General features: G+C 72.4%; 16 protein-coding genes and 3 tRNA genes. 11 read left to right on the forward strand and 8 right to left on the reverse strand.

Features of this window, described 5'->3' with window-relative positions; all coding sequences use genetic code 11:
* Nucleotides 1-52 precede the first annotated feature (52 nt).
* Complete coding sequence (locus tag ACIBHY_RS48070) at nucleotides 53-1,210, forward strand: Rid family hydrolase (protein ID WP_397243667.1); 1,158 nt, start codon at nucleotides 53-55, stop codon at nucleotides 1,208-1,210.
* Nucleotides 1,211-1,400: 190 nt separating this feature from the next.
* Here the strand turns inward: ACIBHY_RS48070 and hutH are convergent, their stop codons facing one another.
* The 3 genes from hutH to ACIBHY_RS48085 are packed head-to-tail and all read right to left on the reverse strand — an operon-like array spanning nucleotide 1,401 to nucleotide 4,482.
* Entirely contained in the window at nucleotides 1,401-2,951 is a 1,551-nt protein-coding gene (hutH, locus tag ACIBHY_RS48075; protein ID WP_397310284.1) for a histidine ammonia-lyase, read from the reverse strand.
* 16 nt (nucleotides 2,952-2,967) lie between these two features.
* Complete coding sequence (locus tag ACIBHY_RS48080) at nucleotides 2,968-3,681, reverse strand: ArsR/SmtB family transcription factor (protein ID WP_397243661.1); 714 nt, start codon at nucleotides 3,679-3,681, stop codon at nucleotides 2,968-2,970.
* A gap of 36 nt (nucleotides 3,682-3,717) precedes the next feature.
* Entirely contained in the window at nucleotides 3,718-4,482 is a 765-nt protein-coding gene (locus ACIBHY_RS48085) for a methyltransferase domain-containing protein (RefSeq protein ID WP_397243659.1), read from the reverse strand.
* 107 nt (nucleotides 4,483-4,589) lie between these two features.
* Between ACIBHY_RS48085 and ACIBHY_RS48090 the strand changes: the two genes are divergently transcribed.
* The 4 genes from ACIBHY_RS48090 to ACIBHY_RS48105 all read left to right on the forward strand — a co-directional run bounded on the left by ACIBHY_RS48090 (nucleotide 4,590) and on the right by ACIBHY_RS48105 (nucleotide 5,424).
* The gene (locus ACIBHY_RS48090; protein WP_397243657.1) at nucleotides 4,590-5,117 is read left to right on the forward strand and encodes a CGNR zinc finger domain-containing protein; all 528 of its coding nucleotides are present in this window, start codon (nucleotides 4,590-4,592) and stop codon (nucleotides 5,115-5,117) included.
* Nucleotides 5,118-5,176: 59 nt separating this feature from the next.
* Nucleotides 5,177-5,248 (forward strand) — tRNA-Gly (locus ACIBHY_RS48095).
* Between the two features lie 15 nt (nucleotides 5,249-5,263).
* A tRNA-Cys gene (locus ACIBHY_RS48100) sits at nucleotides 5,264-5,337 on the forward strand.
* Nucleotides 5,338-5,349: 12 nt separating this feature from the next.
* A tRNA-Val gene (locus tag ACIBHY_RS48105) sits at nucleotides 5,350-5,424 on the forward strand.
* Between the two features lie 28 nt (nucleotides 5,425-5,452).
* Here the strand turns inward: ACIBHY_RS48105 and ACIBHY_RS48110 are convergent.
* From ACIBHY_RS48110 to ACIBHY_RS48120, 3 genes are read right to left on the reverse strand one after another with little or no spacing between them, the layout of a single operon-like run.
* On the reverse strand, nucleotides 5,453-6,469 hold the full coding sequence (locus ACIBHY_RS48110) for a cation diffusion facilitator family transporter (protein ID WP_397310285.1): 1,017 nt from the start codon (nucleotides 6,467-6,469) through the stop codon (nucleotides 5,453-5,455).
* 59 nt (nucleotides 6,470-6,528) lie between these two features.
* A complete protein-coding gene (locus tag ACIBHY_RS48115) occupies nucleotides 6,529-7,002 on the reverse strand; it encodes an SRPBCC family protein (RefSeq protein WP_397310286.1) in 474 nt (157 codons plus the stop codon).
* 47 nt (nucleotides 7,003-7,049) lie between these two features.
* Nucleotides 7,050-7,451, reverse strand: coding sequence for a MerR family transcriptional regulator (locus ACIBHY_RS48120; protein ID WP_397243651.1), 402 nt, complete (start codon nucleotides 7,449-7,451; stop codon nucleotides 7,050-7,052).
* A gap of 37 nt (nucleotides 7,452-7,488) precedes the next feature.
* Between ACIBHY_RS48120 and ACIBHY_RS48125 the strand changes: the two genes are divergently transcribed.
* From ACIBHY_RS48125 to ACIBHY_RS48140, 4 genes are all read left to right on the forward strand, one after another.
* Nucleotides 7,489-8,424, forward strand: coding sequence for an NAD(P)/FAD-dependent oxidoreductase (locus ACIBHY_RS48125; protein WP_397243649.1), 936 nt, complete (start codon nucleotides 7,489-7,491; stop codon nucleotides 8,422-8,424).
* A 5-nt stretch (nucleotides 8,425-8,429) separates the two neighbouring features.
* Nucleotides 8,430-9,752, forward strand: coding sequence for an MFS transporter (locus ACIBHY_RS48130; RefSeq protein WP_397310287.1), 1,323 nt, complete (start codon nucleotides 8,430-8,432; stop codon nucleotides 9,750-9,752).
* 261 nt (nucleotides 9,753-10,013) lie between these two features.
* Entirely contained in the window at nucleotides 10,014-10,898 is an 885-nt protein-coding gene (locus ACIBHY_RS48135; protein ID WP_397243645.1) for a sulfotransferase family protein, read from the forward strand.
* A gap of 62 nt (nucleotides 10,899-10,960) precedes the next feature.
* Nucleotides 10,961-12,316: an arylsulfatase gene (locus tag ACIBHY_RS48140; protein WP_397243643.1), complete on the forward strand. Its 1,356-nt coding sequence runs from the start codon at nucleotides 10,961-10,963 to the stop codon at nucleotides 12,314-12,316.
* 13 nt (nucleotides 12,317-12,329) lie between these two features.
* On the opposite strand, the gene ACIBHY_RS48145 is transcribed toward ACIBHY_RS48140, so the two are convergent.
* A complete protein-coding gene (locus ACIBHY_RS48145; protein WP_397243641.1) occupies nucleotides 12,330-13,088 on the reverse strand; it encodes a helix-turn-helix domain-containing protein in 759 nt (252 codons plus the stop codon).
* Between the two features lie 70 nt (nucleotides 13,089-13,158).
* Here ACIBHY_RS48145 and ACIBHY_RS48150 point away from each other — a divergent pair, with 70 nt between their 5' ends.
* Nucleotides 13,159-13,965, forward strand: coding sequence for a phytanoyl-CoA dioxygenase family protein (locus ACIBHY_RS48150; RefSeq protein WP_397310288.1), 807 nt, complete (start codon nucleotides 13,159-13,161; stop codon nucleotides 13,963-13,965).
* Nucleotides 13,962-14,225, forward strand: a complete 264-nt coding sequence (locus ACIBHY_RS48155; RefSeq protein ID WP_397243637.1) for a hypothetical protein — start codon at nucleotides 13,962-13,964, stop codon at nucleotides 14,223-14,225. Before ACIBHY_RS48150 ends, ACIBHY_RS48155 begins: the two co-directional genes overlap by 4 nt.
* On the opposite strand, the gene ACIBHY_RS48160 is transcribed toward ACIBHY_RS48155, so the two are convergent.
* On the reverse strand, nucleotides 14,214-15,431 hold the full coding sequence (locus tag ACIBHY_RS48160) for a phytase (RefSeq protein WP_397243635.1): 1,218 nt from the start codon (nucleotides 15,429-15,431) through the stop codon (nucleotides 14,214-14,216). The two genes, ACIBHY_RS48155 and ACIBHY_RS48160, sit on opposite strands and share 12 nt — an antisense overlap.
* Between the last annotated feature and the right edge of the window lie 11 nt (nucleotides 15,432-15,442).

Below are 15,442 nucleotides of genomic sequence, written 5' to 3' on the forward strand. Positions count from 1 at the left end.
ATGCAATGTAGTCGGTGGTGGAATGGCTCGCATCTCTCCTATAAAGGGGAACATGATTGCTTTTCTTGGACAGGGGCGCATGGGCGTCCCCATGGCCCGGCGGCTTGAGGCGGCCGGGCACGAGGTGACCACGTGGCGGCGCGGGACCGGTACGCCGGTGGAGCGGGCCGTCGAGGGCGCCTCGGTCGTCATCACGATGCTGCGCGACGGGCCCGCCGTGCTCGACGTGCTGGAGTCGGCCCTGCCGGGGCTGCGGCCGGACGCGATCGTGATCGAGATGTCCACGATCGGGCCGCCGGCCGTCACGCGGGTGCGCGAGCTGCTGCCGTCCTCGGTCGGGCTGGTGGACGCGCCCGTGCTCGGCAGCGTGGGACCCGCCACCGACGGCACGCTGACGGTGCTGGCGGGCGGCGCGGTGGCGCCGGTGCGCGAGGTGCTGTCCGTCTTCGGGACCGTGCGCGAGTGCGGGCCGCTGGGGTCGGGGGCGGCGCTGAAACTCGCCGTCATGAGCGCGTTCCTGCCCGCGCAGGTGCTCGTCGCCGAGTCTCTCGCGTACGGCGAGGCGCACGGCGTCCCCCGCGAGGCGGTGCTGGACGTTTTGGCGGGCACCCCGCTAGGCGGCCTGTCGGAACGCCTGCGCGATCCCGCGGCGGAAACCCGTTTCGCGCTCGGACTGGCCGCCAAGGACCTGGAACTGGCCGCGTGGGAGGGCGGAACGCTGGCCACCGCCGCCCGCCTGCGCCTGCGCGCGGCCGAGGCGGCCGGTCTCGGCGACCAGGACGTGACCGCGATCGCGCGGCACGTCGGCGCGGGCCGTCCGTCCCGGGTCACGCCGGTCAACCCGGCGACCGTGCCCGCCACGAACGGCATGTACTCGCACGCGGTGCGGACCGGGGACACGTTGTACATCTCGGGGCAGGCCGCCTTCGACGCCGACGGGAACGTGGTGGCGCCCGGGGACATGGCGGCGCAGGCCGAGCATGTGTTCGCGTGCCTGGAGCGGATTCTGGCCGATCAGGGGGCGGGGTTCGGGGACATCGCGTTCATCCGGTCGTACCTGACGGACATGGCGCAGGCTCCCGCCTACCGGGAGGTGCGCAAGCGCTACATCACGGGCACGCCTCCGGCCAGCACGTCGGTGGAGGTGTCCCGGCTGTTCATGCCGGGGCTGGTGCTGGAGGTGGACGCGATCGTGGCGCTGCCCTCCTGACCCAGCGCCGGGCGGCCGGCGGGGCGCTCGTCACGGCGGCCGGCCACCCCCGCCGGACGAGCGTCTCCCTGGACGGAGGGATCCACGTGCGGCGGGTGGGGGTGGCTGCGGCTTCGCCGTAACGGATAGGGGCTCTCCAAGAGAGCCGTAACGGACGGAGGGCTCTCAAGGAGAGCCACAACGGGCGGCCCTAAGAGAGAGGACCCGTGACCACCTCGGCGGCGGAGAGCAGGGTGCCGTCGGCGACGAGGCGGACGGTGGACTCGATCTCCGGGGCGAGGAAGCGGTCCGGGCCGGGGCCGGGGACCGCCTCGCGCAGTGCGGACACCACGGCGCCGGTCGCGGGGGCGGGCGTCAGCGGGGCGCGCAGGTCGAGGGCGCGGGCGGCGGTGAGGATCTCGATGGCCAGGACCCGCGTCAGGCCATCCACCGACTTGCGCAGCTTGCGCGCGGCCGACCAGCCCATGGAGACGTGGTCCTCCTGCATGGCCGAGCTCGGGATCGAGTCGACGCTGGCCGGGACGGCCAGGCGCTTCATCTCGGAGACGATGGCGGCCTGCGTGTACTGGGCGATCATGTGGCCGGAGTCCACGCCGGGGTCGTCGGCGAGGAAGGCGGGCAGGCCGTGGTTGCGGGCCACGTCGAGGAAGCGGTCGGTGCGGCGCTCGGACATGGAGGCCACGTCGGCGGCGACGATGGCGAGGAAGTCGAGCGCGTAGGCGACGGGGGCGCCGTGGAAGTTGCCGTTGGACTCCACGCGGCCGTCGTCGAGCACGGCCGGGTTGTCGACGGCGCTGGCCAGCTCCCAGCCGGCGACGTTGGCGGCGTGCGCGACGGTGTCGCGGGCGGCGCCGGCGACCTGCGGGGCGCAGCGCAGGGAGTAGGCGTCCTGGACGCGGGCGCAGTTCTCGGGGTCGCGGTGGCTGGCCATGACGCCGGAGCCGGCCAGGATTCTGACCATGTTGGCGGCGGCGAGCGCCTGGCCGGGCTGCGGGCGCAGGGCCTGCAGCTCGGGGGCGAAGACGCGATCGGTGCCGAGCAGCGCCTCCACGCTCATGGCCGCGCTCAGGTCGGCGGTCTTCAGCAGCCTGGACAGGTCGTCGATGGCCAGGACGAGCATGCCGAGCATGCCGTCGGTGCCGTTGATGAGGGCCAGGCCCTCCTTGGCGGCCAGTTCGACCGGTTCGATGCCGGCCTGCTTGAGCGCCTCGGCCGCCTGGGTGAGGGTGCCGGAGGAGTCGCGTACGACGCCTTCGCCCATCAACGTCAGCGCCACATGGGCCAGCGGCGCCAGGTCGCCCGAGCACCCCAGCGAGCCGAACTCGTGCACCACCGGCGTGATCCCCGCGCTCAGCAGCGCGGCGAGCGTCTTGGCCGTCATCGGGCGGATGCCGGTGTGGCCGGTGGCCAGCGTGTGCAGGCGCAGCAGCATGAGCGCCCGCACGACCTCCGTCTCGACCTCGGGACCGCTGCCCGCGGCGTGCGAGCGCACGAGCGAGCGCTGCAGCTGCGCGCGCAGCGCGGGATCGATGTGCCGCGTGGCCAGCGCGCCGAACCCGGTTGACACACCGTAGGCGGGCGTCGGGCTCTCGGCGAGCTCGTCCACGCGCTGGCGGGCCGCGGAGATCGCCGCGATCGCGTCGTCGGTCAGGCGTACGGCGGCGCCGCCACGGGCCACACGGATGACGTCCTCGAAGCTCAGCGGCTCGGGACCGACGTTCACGACTACGTTGTCGCGCATGCTGCCACTCTCTCGTTTAAGGGTGTTGGGTAACCGGCGTATGTGATGTTAGCTCCTTACCATCGAACAACTCCCTTCTGCCCTCTTCTGTCACGGTCACCGCGCGGGGGATGTTCCCGCGGACGATCCAGCCCCGCTCGAACAGCACATCGGTCAGCGCGGCGCCGAGCGCTCCGCCCAGGTGGGCCCGCCGTTCCGTCCAGTCGAGGCAGTCGGGCGCGAACCTCCTGCGTGTCCTGCGCACCGCGTCCACGTCCACGCCGATCAGCTTGAGCGCCCGCTCCCCCGCCGCGGTGAGCTCGCCGCCGTCGAGGTGCCCGTCGGCGCGCAGCCGGTCCAGCAGCGCCACGCCCGCCCGTCCGGCCAGGTGGTCGTAGCACGTGCGGGCCTCTTCCAGCAGCCGCGCCTGGCGCGACTGCCGCAGCGACCGTACGGCGGGCCGCGCGCTGACCCGGGCCAGCACCTCCAGGACCTCGGCCACGTCGTGCCCGGCCAGGCGGTAGTAGCGGTGGCGGCCCTGGCTGACCACCTCCACGAGGCGGCCCTCCAGCAGCTTGGCCAGATGGGAACTGGCGGTGGCGGCGCTCACTCCGGCCAGCCTGGCCAGTTCCCCGGCCGCCAGGGCTCGGCCGTCGAGCAGCGCGTTGAGCATGGCGGCCCTGGTCGGGTCGGCGATGAGCGCGGCGACCGGTGCGATGTCGGCGTCTCGGGTGAGATGTTCTGCGGCCATGATGCGACGCTAACCCACCGACGTTTCGGCCCCGGTCTAAGCATCGCGGCTCTTCACGGCGCACACGAGCCGGTTGTTGCCGCGCTGCCACAGCGTGCCGACCTCGGCGAACCCGGCCGTGCGCAGCGCCCGCTCGTGCGTGGACAGGAGCTCGGACTCCTCCCCGTTGTGCGTGGTGCCCTGGTCGTGGCGGGCGGTGTTGAGCTCGGCCAGATCGGGGTCGGCGACGACGGCCTTCCACCACTCCTGCCAGTCCTCGGGCCGGTTCTCGCGGAAGCGGCGCTCGGTCTCCTTCTCGTGGATCGCGCGCTCGAGCTCGGCCAGGGCGGGGCTGGCGTCGTCGGTGTTGAGGTGGTCGCCGTTGAGGAGCACGCCGCCGGGCCGCAGTGCCCGGTGCACCTCGGCATAGACGCCGGCCAGTTCGGAGCCGGTGATCCAGTGCAGGGCGGTCGTGCTGACCGCGGCGTCCACGGGGCGGTCAAGGCCGAGTCCTTCGCTCCAGCCCCGGACCCGCAGGTCCCGGGAGACGAAGGTCAGTCGCGGGTACGCGGCGCGGCCCAGGCCCAGCAGGAGCGGGTCGGCGTCGATGGAGATCACCGTGGCCTTGGGCAGGCGCTCAAGCAGGCGGGCCGAGAGCGATCCGGGACCGCAGCCGAGGTCCAGCACAAGGGGGTCGGGGCGGCCGAGGGACTCAACGGCGTCGATCAGCGCGGTGAAACGCTCCTCGCGGTCGGGCAGATATCCGGCCTGCTGCAGGTCCCAGCGGTCGATCCACTGACGGGCGGCGTCATAGGTAAGCACAACCGGCTCCTTGTAACTGTCGTCTACACTTTGGATAGTCACAAGCTAGCTGAGAGGTTGTAACCGGTCAAGTGAACTTCAACAGTCACACGGACAGTGTCACGCGGGTGACGGTGAGCTTCGTCAACGCGCTGACGCCCGGCATGCGGCGCGGGCGTCCCTTCACACCCGCCGTTCTCGACGAGGCCGCCACGGCCGGCGCGCGCGAGATCTATCCGGCGCACCGGCCGTTCACCACCCCGGAGGCGGAGGAACTGGCGGGCGTGGCCGTACGGCTGCGCGCGGTCTTCGAAGCCGTGGCCGCCGAGGACAACGACACCGCCGCCGCCCGGCTCAACCGCCTGCTCGACGACCACAACGCCCGTCCCCGCCTCGACCGCCACGACGGCGAGCCGTGGCACCTGCACTTCCACGGCCCCGGCGGCACCGTGGCCGGCGACTGGGGCGCCAGTTGCTCGACGGCGCTGGCGATCGTGCTGGGCAGCGAGTTCGCCGACCGGCTCGGCGTGTGCACGGCGCCCGCCTGCGACCGCGTCTACGTGGACGTCTCCCGCAACGGCACCAAGCGCTTCTGCTCGACCGCGTGCCAGAACCGGGTGAAGACGGCCGCCTTCCGGGCCAGGGCGAAGAACTGAGTTGGGGGAGAGGGGGAAGATTCGCTACAGTTCTCTCGTCGCCGCCGATCGCGGCGGACGCGGAAGTGGCTCAGTGGTAGAGCATCACCTTGCCAAGGTGAGGGTCGCGGGTTCAAATCCCGTCTTCCGCTCGGAGCTTCCGGCTCGGTGGAGTGGCCGAGAGGCGAGGCAGCGGCCTGCAAAGCCGTCCACACGGGTTCAAATCCCGTCTCCACCTCCAGTTGAATACCCGGGACGATTAGCTCAGCGGGAGAGCGCTTCCCTGACACGGAAGAGGTCACTGGTTCAATCCCAGTATCGTCCACCAGTTTTGAGTCCCACGCCGTAGTCCCGTTTCACCGGTGGGTGAGCAAGGGGGCGTGGTGGTCGGTGTCCGGTGGGCCGTCGGGGTCGGCGTGGACGGTCGCGGCCCTCAGGCGGGGCAGGTCGTGGATCAGGCGGTGTTCGGCCTCCACCGCCACTGCGTGGGCTTCGATCAGCGACAACTGGTGGCTGACCGTGATGTCCACTTCGGCGCGTAGCGTGTGGCCGATCCAGCGCATGCGGACCGCGCCCACGCCTTTCACGCCGGGTACCACGGTCAGGATCCTCTCCGCCCGCGTGATGAGGGCGGGGTCCACGGCGTCCATCAGGCGGTGGTAGATCTCCCTGGCGGCGTCGCGCAGGACGAAGCAGATCGCGACCGTGATGAGCAGGCCGACGATCGGGTCGGCCAGAGGGAAGCCCAGGGCGGCGCCGCCCGCGCTCAGCAGGACGGCCAGGGAGGTGAAGCCGTCGGTACGGGCGTGCAGGCCGTCGGCCACCAGCGCGGCCGAGCCGATTTCGCGGCCCACCCTGATGCGGTAGCGGGCCACCCACTCGTTGCCGACGAAGCCCACGACGCCCGCGGCGGCCACCAGGCCCACGGCGCGGATGTCCTCTGGGGTGATCAGGCGCTTCACGGCCTCGTACGCGGCCAGTGCGGCTGAGGCGGCGATCAGGGCGACGATGACGAGGCCGGCCAGGTCCTCGGCGCGGCCGTATCCGTAGGTGAAACGGCGGGTGGCGGCGCGGCGTCCCAGGGAGAAGGCGATCGCCAGCGGGACGGCGGTCAGGGCGTCGGCGAAGTTGTGCAGCGTGTCGCCCAGCAGGGCCACCGAGCCGGACAGGGCGACGATGGCGGCCTGGACGAGGGCGGTGACCATGAGGACCGCGAAGGAGACGGCCAGCACCCGCATGCCACGGCTGCTGGACTCCAGGGCCGCGTCGGTTCTGTCGGCGGTGTCGTGGCTGTGGGGTTTGAGGAGGCGGCCCAGCTTCGACGGGGCGTGCCCGTGCCCGTGGCCGTGTGATGGGGGGTCGGGGTGCGTCATCGTCTCCCCTCTCGGTGGCCCTCGCATTATAGATATTCATGTACGCATATGACAACGGATCAGAGAGGCGCCGGGTGGTGGTCGGAGACGGCGTTGAGCTCGATGCCGTGCTCGAGCAGGGCCTTCAGCGCGCACAACACCGTGGTGAAGCCGCCGACGGTGTCGTTGACCCACTGGAGGGTCTCGTCGCCCGAGCCCTGGTAGCCGGTCTCGGTGACCTCGACGAACGTGGCGTCCCCGGCGATGGGGGTGAAGCGCAACTCCACCGTGGTCGGCTGCGCGTAGTTGCCCCACTCGAACCTGATCAGCCGCCCCTCCTGCACCGCCTTGACCCAGACCTGGACGCTCGCGCCGTACGTCTCCCACTCCCAGCGCAACTCCGCCCCCGGAAGCATGGGCCCGCTGCTCTTGGAGTACCACAGGCGCGTGGTGACGGCCGGGTCGGCGAAGGCCTGGAAGGCCGTCTCGGCGGGCGTGCGGACGATCATGCACGCGTACGCGGCGGGGGCTTGGGTGAGCTGGAGAGTCTGCATGGCCAGGAGTGTGCCCCCAGGGATCCGGGCTCCCTACCCCGGCACGTTCAAGAATCGGCCACGCAGCCGGAGAGGCCGGCCGCGGTTTCCACCATGCGCCGGTAGTCCGGGCACTGGGTGAAGTCGTCCGCGCCGCATTCCATGAGGTGTTCGATCAGCCGCTTGGACGTCGTGATCTCCGCGAGCCGCCGCTCCAGGTCCGCGTGGTGCCGCTGGAGCAGGGTCCGGCGTTCGGCCCTGCCGGTGGCCGACAGGACCTCACCGATCTGGTCGAGGCTCATGCCGCCGCCCTTGGCGCGAATGATCGTCATGACGCGGATGACGTGGTCGCGGGTGTAGCGGCGGCGGCCGTTCACCCGGGCGGCCGGGGTCAGCAGGCCCATCGCCTCCCAGTGGCGCAGGACGTGCGTCCCGAGACCGAACCGGTCGGCCAATTCCCCGATACGCATTGACTTCATGTTGACATTAACTTGCAGACTTTCCCGCATGTCAACCAACGACGTGGTCATCATCGGAGGCGGGCCGGCCGGGCTGGCCGCCGCCCTCACCCTCGGGCGGGCGCACCGCCGGGTACTCCTGCTCGACGCCGGGCACGGCCGCAACGCCCCGGCCGAGGCCGTTCACAACTTCCTGACCAGGGACGGCATACCACCGGCCGAGTTGCGCGAGCTCGCCCGCGAGGAGCTGTCGGCCTACCCGTCGGTCGAGATCCGGGAGGAGACGGTCACCGATGTCCGCCCCGGCTTCCGGGTGGAGCTGTCGGGAGGGGGAACGGCGGGCGCGCGCCGGCTCCTGCTGGCTACCGGTCTGTCCGACGACCTTCCCGGCCCGCCCGGCGTCGAGTCGCTGTGGGGGCGATCGGCCTTCCACTGCCCGTACTGCCACGGGTGGGAGGTCACGGGCAGGCCGGTCGCGGTGATCGGGGCCTCCCCCGCCCGGGTACGGCTGGCGCTGCAACTGAGCCGCTTCGCCGACGTGGCCCTGTGCACCGGCCGGGAACCGCTCGACCCGGCCTCGCGGGCGAAGCTCCTGGCCCAGGGCGTCGCCGTGAGGGACGAGCGGATCGCCCGCCTGGAGTCGGCCGGCGGCAGGCTGGAGCGGATCGTGTTCGAGGACGGCCCGCCGCTGCCCCGGCAGGCGGTGTTCGTGGTCAACGTGCCGCGCAGGCACAGGACGGACCTGGCCGCCCGGCTGGGCTGCGCCACGTTCACCGACGGCTGCGTGGAGGTGAACGAGTTCGGCCAGACCGGCGTCCCGGGCGTCTACGCGGCGGGCGACACGGCGCGCAGGGCCACCGTCCCGGTCCCGCTGGCAGCGGTCATAGCCGCTGCGGCCGGCGGAACCGTCGCCGGCGCGGCCATCGACCAGGACCTGCTGAGCGCCGACTTCGGCCTGCCCGCGTTCGCGGCCCCGAAGGGCTGAGCGCGATGTCCGTGAACCTGACCAGGAAGACGATGGCCACCGCCGGCCTGTTGCTGGGCATGCTGCTCTCGGTCCTGGACCAGACCGTGGTGGCCATAGCGCTGCCCGCCATCGCCGAAGACCTGGGCGGCATGGACGCGATCGGCTGGATCGTCACCTCCTACGTCCTGGCCTCGACCGCGACCGGCGCCCTCTACGGCCGCGTCAGCGACCGCTTCGGCCGGCGCGCGGTGTTCCTGGTCGCGCTGGCCGTCTTCGCCGTAGGTTCCGCGCTGTCCGGCCTGGCCCAGACGACGCCCCAGCTGATCGCGGCGAGGACGCTCCAGGGCATCGGGGCGGGCGCGTTGTTCGTGATCCCGGCGGTGGCCCTGTCCGAGCTGTATCCGCGTCACCTGCGCAGCCGCGTCCAGGGCTTCACCGGCGGCGTCTTCGCCCTGGCCAGCGTGGGCGGCCCGCCGGCGGGCGGGCTGATCACCGACGCCGCGGGCTGGCGCTGGATCTTCTACGTCAACCTGCCGCTCGCCGTGGTCGGCATGGCTCTGACCGGGTACGCGCTGCGCCTGCCCAAGCCGGATGCCGCGGGCGGGCTCGACCTCGCCGGAGCGCTGCTGATCGCGGGCACCGCCGTCAGCCTGCTGCTGGTGACCGAGTCGCCGGCGGGCGCGGGGGTGGCCTTCGCGGTGCTGCTGACGCTGTCGGTGTGGTGGCAGCGCCGCGCGCCCGACCCGATGCTGCCTCCCCGGTTGTTCGCCGTCCCGGCGCTGCGCGTGGTCCTGCCCGCCACCGCCCTGCTCGGCGCGCTGCTCGGCGGCTCGCTCGTCTACCTGCCCACGTTCTTGCAGGCCGCGTACGGGATGGGCGCGACCGCGGCGGGGCTGGCGCTCACGCCGTACGTCCTGACGTTCACGGCGGTGTCGTTCGTGGCGGGCGCCGGGGTCGGGACCCGGTTCAAGCCGTTCCTGCTGGCCGGGGCGTCGATCGTGGTCCTGGGGTTCGTGCTGCTGAGCCGGCTGGAACCCGGCACGCCCTATGCGCCGGCGGCCGTCACGCTCGGCGTGCTCGGCGCCGGGTTCGGGCTGCTGATGCAGAACCTGGTGGTCGTCGCGCAGAACGCCGCGGCCCCCGCCGACCTGGCCGCCACCACCTCGGCCACGATGACCGCGCGCGGCCTCGGCCTCTCGCTCGGCGTGGCCGCCTTCGGCAACCTGCTCACCCGCGAGCTCGAGAACAGCCCGCAGGCGACGGCCGCGGCCGTCCCCGAGGTCCTGGCCTGGGGGATACCGGCCGCCGTCGTCCTGGTCGCGCTCCTCGTGTTCCTGCCCCGCTAGATGCGCAGTAGGAACTCCGCCGTGTCCAGCAACCAGATCAGCCCCCACATCGCCACGACCCACAGATGACCGGATCCCCGCCCGGACCCACCCCAGGTCCGCATGTCCACCAGCCCCCTCGACGGTGCTATGCCTCCCAGTCTGTCGGGCAGCTCCCCCAAAAGCGCGGCATGTCGGGAAAAGTAATGAATGGCGGCAAGCCGAACACGTTCTCAGCCGGGGTTAACGCGTGGTTAACCGGCTCCCTCTACGGTGCCGGGCATGAACTGGAAGTACCGAGCGAACGCCACGCTCGAAGGCCTCACCGGGTACACGCTCTCGCGGGCCACCCGCGTGCCCCGTCCGGTACCCCCGCCGAAGCCGCACCCCGCGCTGGTACGGCTGCCGGACGACGAGGTCAGGAGCCCCGCCGACCCGGTGCACGACCGGCTGCTGCGGGCTCCGGTCTTCCTGTTCTCCTCGGTGCGCTCGGGCTCGACGCTGCTGCGGGTCCTGCTCAACAGCCACTCGCTGATCCACTCCCCGATCGAGACGCACTTCCGCCGCGTGACGGCCGGCTTCCCCACCGATCCGGTACGGCAGGCCGTGGCCGCCCTCGGCCACACCCACAGCGACGTGGAGCACCTGATCTGGGACCGCCTCCTGCACCGGGAGCTGGCCCGCAGCGGCAAGCAGATCATGGTGGAGAAGACGCCGAGCAACGTCTTCGCCTGGCGGCGCATCGCCACCTGCTGGCCGGACGCCCGCTTCCTGTTCCTGCTGCGCCACCCGATGTCGATCGCGCAGTCCTGGCACGAGGCCGACCCGGACAACCGGCCGATGGACGAGGCGGTCAGCCGTACCCTCAACTACATGGTCTACCTGCAGGAGGCCCGCGAGCACCTGCCCGGTCTGACCGTCACCTACGAGGACCTGGTCGCCGAGCCGGGGCCGGTGCTGCGCAAGGTCTGCGACTTCCTGGAGGTCGCGTGGGAGCCGGCCATGCTGGAGTACGGCACGCGCGACCACGGCGGGTTCGTCAAGGGCATCGGCGACTGGCGGGACAAGATCCGCACCGGCAGCGTGGTCGAGGGGCGGCCGCTGCCGGCGCCGGACGAGGTGCCCGAGAAGCTCTGGGAGATCTGCCGCCGGTGGCGCTACCTGTGAGTTCGCCCGGGGTTCACGGGTCGTTGGCCCGGCGTTCCCCCACGGCCTCCAAGGTGTCCGACATGATCTCCGGGCCCTCTCGCCGCACCCTGCTCACCGGCGCCGTGGCCGCCCCCTTCCTGGGCGGCGCGGCCACTCACGCGAGCGCCGGACCGCCCGCGCGGCCGAACGTGGTGGTGGTCCTCGCCGACGACCTGGGCTGGGGCGAGGTCGGCTTCCAGGGGCAGCGCACGATCGCGACCCCGAACCTGGACCGGCTGGCGGCCGAGGGCGTGCGCTTCGAGGCGGCCTACTCGGGCGCGCCCCTGTGCGCCCCGTCGCGTTGCGCTCTGCTCACCGGGTTGCACGCCGGGCACGGAACGGTCAGGGAGAACCCGGAGGGCGGCCCCCAGCGCTCGCTCACCGACGCCGACCTGACGTTCGGCGGGATGATGCGGCTGGCCGGGTACGACACCGCGTGCATCGGCAAGTGGGGCTTCGGCCCCGACCTGCCCGGCCAGCCCTCGCACCCCAACGAGCGGGGCTTCGCGGAGTTCTTCGGCTTCATCGGGCACCGGGACGCGCACCGCTACTACCCGCGGCGGCTCTGGCACAACGACCGCACGGTGCCCCTGAACGGGCACTATTACGCGCCCGACCTGTTCAGAGAGCGGGCCGTGCGTTTCATCAAGAAGGAGCGCGAGCGGCCGTTCCTGCTCTACTACCCGACCACGCTGCCGCACTCGCCGAGCGTGGTGCCCGGCGGTGACGCGGGGCCGTACGAGGACCGGCCGTGGACCGGCCCGAACCGGCGGCACGCGGCGCAGGTCGGCCGGCTGGACGCGGACGTGGCCGCCCTGGTGCGGGCGCTGCGCGACAGCGGGCAGGCCGAGCGCACGGTGGTGCTGTTCACCAGCGACAACGGGCCGCACAGCGAGAAGGGCGTGACGCCCGCGCTGTTCGACTCCAACGGCCCCTTCCGCGGCGACAAGCGCGACCTGTACGAAGGCGGCATCCGGGTGCCGATGATCGCCTGGTCGCCGGGGGTGCGGGCGCGGGTGGAGCGGCGGCCGGTGGCGTTCTGGGACGTGCTGCCGACACTGGCCGACCTCGCCGGGATGCCGGTGCCCGAAGGGCTGGACGGGGTGTCGCTGCGCGGCGCGCTGACCGGGGCGGGGGTGCCGAAGCGGCGGCACCTGATCTGGAACCGGCCGCGCAAGATCCAGGCGATCCGGCGCGGGCGGTGGAAGGTGGTCAGGTTCGCGCCGGGCATCGCGGGGGCGGGGCCGCGCGGGCGGGTGGAGCTGTACGACCTGCGGGAGGACCCGGGCGAGCGGCGCGACCTCGCGGCCTCGCGGCCCGACCTGGTCGCGGACCTGCTGGCCGAACTCGACGGCGCGATCGGTCCCGACCCACGCCGGCCGTACGCGCCGCTCTAAGGCCCACAGCCCATCAGCCGGACTGACGGATGGCGCGTGGGGCGGCGCCGAGCTCGCGGCGGCAGGCCTTGTTGAAGGCCTGCAGGTCGGCCAGGCCCACGGCGGCGGCCACCGCCGGGATCGGCAGCGTGGTCTCGCGCAGCAGGTGGCGGGCCTGCTCCAGGCGGCGACGCCGGATGTAGGCGACGACGGTGTCGCCGGTCTCGGCGCGGAACAGCCGGGTCAGGTGGTTGTGCGAGATGCCCGCGGCGCCCGCCACCTCGGGGATGGTCAGCGGCTGGGCCAGGTGTGACTCGATGTGCGCGATGGCCAGCCGCACCGCGGCGTGCGGGCCCTCCGACTCGGCCAGGCGGGCGACCCGCCACAGCACCGTCCAGGCCGCGGCGGCGGCCATCGCGGGCGTCGCGGGAGCGGCGGTGATCGCCTGGCGCAGCAGGTCGCGCAGGAACGGGGTGTCGGCGCCGGCGTCCTGCATCAGCGGCACCGTCACCGGCTCGCCCCGCTCGGGCAGGAGCAGGTGGGCGTAGAGGTGCTCGGAGCGGCCCTCGTAGAAGTACTGGACGAGCTCGCCGGGCGGGATCAGGCTCACCCGGCCCGGCCGGATCTCGTGGGTGCGGCCGCCGACGGTCAGCCGGGCGGAGTAGGAGTACAGGTGCAGCTGCCACAGGCCGCGCAGGCGGAAGATGTCGCGACGGCGGCCGACCCCGTGCACCCCCACCCCGGCGTTGGCCACCTCGGGCGGCGCGCCGAGGTGCGGGGTCACGCGGTCCATGGTGAGAATCTACCAGTAATGGTGAGCCAGACCCACGACCGAGCAGGGGCCGCGATCCTACGGTTGACGCATGGAAACCACTCTTCTCACCTCGGTGGAGGTGGCGCGGTTCGTGGCCCAGGGGTTCCTGCGGCTGGACGCCGCGGTGCCGGAGGAGCTCAACGCGGAGGCGATCGGCGTGCTCTCCGCGGGCATCCCCCCGGTCCCGTACGGCACGCCGCTGCCGCTGGCCTTCCCCGAGGGATCGTTCGCCCGCCGCCTGGTCGAGGTCCCCCGGGTGGCCGGCGCGCTGCGCAGCCTGGTCGGGCCGGATCCCACCGTCGACCACCACGCCGTGCACGTGCGCGAGCCCCAGGGCGGCAGCGCCCAGCCGCTGCACGGCGACGCCATCATCGACACCCGCGCCGACGCCTTCGACGTGCAGCTCATGTACTTCCCGCACGAGGTGAGCCCGGCCATGGGCGGCACGCTGCTGGTGCCCGGCAGCCACCTGCGGCGTACCAACGAGAGCGACACCGGCCGCTACCAGAACCTGCGCGGGCAGATCAGGCTGACCTGCCCGGCGGGCACCGTGCTGCTCCTGCACCACGGCATCTGGCACGGCGGCCGGCGCAACGACAGCGACGAGCGGCGCTACATGTTCAAGATCCGCTTCAACCCCACGGTGCGGCAGGTGCGGCTCTGGGACACCGCCGACCTGGACGACCCGGCCGTGGCGGAGGAGTTGTCCACGCGCTTCCCCTGGTACGAGCCCGCGACGGGCCGGCTGGAGGTCTACAACCGGGTCGCGATGTGGCGCGCGATGACCGGCTTCGACGGATTCGACGTCGACCACTGGGCCACCCGTGTCAGCAACCGCCCCCGGAGGATCGCGTGAAGCAGCAGGTTCTGGTTCTGTACCTGGCCACCTCGGCCCTGGACGCGCCCGTGGTCGGCTGGGCGTCCTACGACGGCACCGGGCGCACCACCCCGACGACGGGCGACGGCGACGAGCCGCCCTACGACAACGGGGTGGCGGCCCTGCGGGACGGCTGGCGGCTGTTCCAGGCCTCCCAGCTCATCCCGCCCTATCCCGGGCACGAGTACGACACGTCGTTCCTCAAGCACGAGTTCTTCTTCGAGAAGCTAGCGGACTAGCCGCGCGTCCCAGGGGACGAACTTGAAGTTGGTGTTCTCCCGCTCGCCGTCCGCCGGGGTGTTCTGCCCGTCGTGGACGACCAGCAGGCCCTCGCGGAACCGGCCGAGCGGCTCGCCGACCACCATCGCGCCGTCGCTGTGCTCGGTGGCGTCGATGCCCCGGCCGGTTCCGACGCGGAACGAGCCGACATAGGCGTTGCGGCCCTCGCGGCGGTAGGCGGAGAAGGTGTTGTCGCCCTGGCTGGAGGCCAGCAGGTAGCCGGCGCCGCCCTTGCCGTACCAGATGGTCAGGCCCTCGGCGTCGGCGGCCAGGTGCTCGCCGCCGTGGCCGCGGTCCTCGCCGGGCAGGCACTCCTCGGTCTTGGGGTCGTAGGTGTCCTGCCGGCCGTACTCCTTGACCTTGTCGACCAGGACGGGCGCGCCGGACAGGTCGGCGGGCAGCCGCCAGATGCCGACGTCCTCCTGCGCGGCGTAGAGCACGTCCCGGCCGCGGTCGACGACCATGCCCTCGACCTGGGCCAGCTCGCCGGGCTCGCCGCACGGCCTCCAGCGGGAGCCGTCGGGCAGCTCGAACGCGCGGGGCAGGTCGAGGGTGCGCACCACTTTGTAGCTCACCCTGCCGCGGCGCTCGGTCAGCTTGGCCAGGCCGATCCGGGTCTGGTGGCGGCGGCTGACCAGCGCGTAGTCGCCGCCGCCGTCCTGCCAGGTGGCCAGGCCGTAGGCGGTGCGGGCCTCGTTGACCTCTTTCTGGTCCTTGTTGAAGACGTACGGCGCCGCCGGGTCGCTCACGTCGGTCAGGCGCAGCGTGACCGGGTCGATGGCGTAGAAGCGGAGCTGGTCGCGGCCCCGGTCGGAGACGACGGCCAGGTCCTTGCCGTGGAAGCCGTAGACGAGGTCGACGTTGTTGAAGCGGCCGGGCTCGTCGTCCTTGCCCGGCGCGGGCGGGGCGGCGAGGTGCTGGAGCTGCCTGCCGTCGAGGTCGTAGACGTAGAGGCCGCCTTCCTTGGCGGTGGCGATCACCAGGCTGCGCGCGGAGTTCTTCTTGTTGACCCAGATGGCGGGGTCGTCGCCGTTGGCGTTGCCGCCGGCCGCGTCGTCGAACAGGGCCGGCGTCTCGGCGACCGGGGTCGCCCGCGGCAGGTCGGCGGCCAGCGCGGGCGCCGCGCTGACGGCGACCAGCGCGAGGCTGAGCAGGAGGGTACGCATGCGCGGAGTGT

Origin of the sequence: Nonomuraea sp. NPDC050547, from assembly GCF_044457345.1 — a bacterium.
Lineage (GTDB): Bacteria > Actinomycetota > Actinomycetes > Streptosporangiales > Streptosporangiaceae > Nonomuraea.

Bases quoted from the DNA above. Each gene is read 5' to 3' on its own strand.
- ACIBHY_RS48125 (WP_397243649.1), top strand. From the start codon at position 7,489: ATGTCAACCAACGACGTGGTCATCATCGGAGGCGGGCCGGCCGGGCTG.
- ACIBHY_RS48070 (WP_397243667.1), top strand. From the start codon at position 53: ATGATTGCTTTTCTTGGACAGGGGCGCATGGGCGTCCCCATGGCCCGG.
- ACIBHY_RS48150 (WP_397310288.1), top strand. From the start codon at position 13,159: ATGGAAACCACTCTTCTCACCTCGGTGGAGGTGGCGCGGTTCGTGGCC.
- ACIBHY_RS48080 (WP_397243661.1), bottom strand. From the start codon at position 3,681: ATGGCCGCAGAACATCTCACCCGAGACGCCGACATCGCACCGGTCGCC.
- ACIBHY_RS48120 (WP_397243651.1), bottom strand. From the start codon at position 7,451: ATGCGTATCGGGGAATTGGCCGACCGGTTCGGTCTCGGGACGCACGTC.
- ACIBHY_RS48130 (WP_397310287.1), top strand. From the start codon at position 8,430: ATGTCCGTGAACCTGACCAGGAAGACGATGGCCACCGCCGGCCTGTTG.
- ACIBHY_RS48145 (WP_397243641.1), bottom strand. From the start codon at position 13,088: ATGGACCGCGTGACCCCGCACCTCGGCGCGCCGCCCGAGGTGGCCAAC.
- ACIBHY_RS48160 (WP_397243635.1), bottom strand. From the start codon at position 15,431: ATGCGTACCCTCCTGCTCAGCCTCGCGCTGGTCGCCGTCAGCGCGGCG.
- ACIBHY_RS48135 (WP_397243645.1), top strand. From the start codon at position 10,014: ATGAACTGGAAGTACCGAGCGAACGCCACGCTCGAAGGCCTCACCGGG.
- hutH (WP_397310284.1), bottom strand. From the start codon at position 2,951: ATGCGCGACAACGTAGTCGTGAACGTCGGTCCCGAGCCGCTGAGCTTC.
- ACIBHY_RS48115 (WP_397310286.1), bottom strand. From the start codon at position 7,002: ATGCAGACTCTCCAGCTCACCCAAGCCCCCGCCGCGTACGCGTGCATG.
- ACIBHY_RS48140 (WP_397243643.1), top strand. From the start codon at position 10,961: ATGATCTCCGGGCCCTCTCGCCGCACCCTGCTCACCGGCGCCGTGGCC.
- ACIBHY_RS48110 (WP_397310285.1), bottom strand. From the start codon at position 6,469: ATGACGCACCCCGACCCCCCATCACACGGCCACGGGCACGGGCACGCC.